This window comes from Mesorhizobium sp. P5_C1 (assembly GCF_054049815.1).
In genome coordinates, this window is sequence record NZ_JBFULQ010001228.1 from 1 (window position 1) to 780 (window position 780).

Here is a 780-nt window from a genome sequence, read left to right on the forward strand (position 1 = left end):
CCGCCACCGATGACGAAGATGTCCCGGATTGCGTCCAAAAAGCCCTCCCGCGATTTCGCATTGCAGCATTTTTAGGTTTTTACGAAACCGTATCGGGATTATTTCGAAATAAGAACGAATGTCAAACGAAATATCACAGGCGCGTGATGATATGCCGACGCCGCTTAGCCGAGCGACGTCTCGATCAGTTGAACCTCGGCCTCCTGGCAAATCTTGCGCACCGACGGAATGTCGCAACGGTCGGTGATGAAGGTGTTGACTTGCGACAGATGGCCGATGCGGACAGGCGCGGTGCGCTCGAATTTGGTCTGGTCGGAAACCAGGATGACATGACGCGCATTGGCGATGATCGCCTGCGCCACCTTGACCTCACGGAAATCGAAATCGAGCAAGGCGCCGTCATGGTCGATGGCCGAAGCGCCGATCACCGCATAATCGACCTTGAACTGCCGGATGAAATCGACCGCGGCTTCGCCGACCACGCCGCCATCGGAACCGCGCACAACCCCACCGGCGATCACCACCTCGATCGAGGGATATATGCGCATCCTGTTGGCAACATTGATGTTATTGGTGATGACCATCAGCCCATTGTGATCGAGTAGCGCCTTGCTGACCGACTCCGTAGTCGTGCCGATGTTGATGAACAGCGAGGCATTGTCGGGGATCAGTCTGGCTGCCGCGCGGCCGATCGCTTCCTTCTCGTCGGCGGCGATCTTGCGCCTCGCCTCATACTCCATGTTCTCGATGCCGGAGGGGAACAACGCACCACCATGGATG

General features: G+C 57.2%; 1 protein-coding gene. It reads right to left on the reverse strand.

Annotated elements, in window-relative coordinates; translation table 11 throughout:
- Nucleotides 1-164: 164 nt before the first annotated feature.
- Nucleotides 165-780 (reverse strand): DeoR/GlpR family DNA-binding transcription regulator (locus tag ACXJ7R_RS35040; RefSeq protein WP_457155790.1); only part of this gene is annotated, 616 nt, incomplete at its 5' end.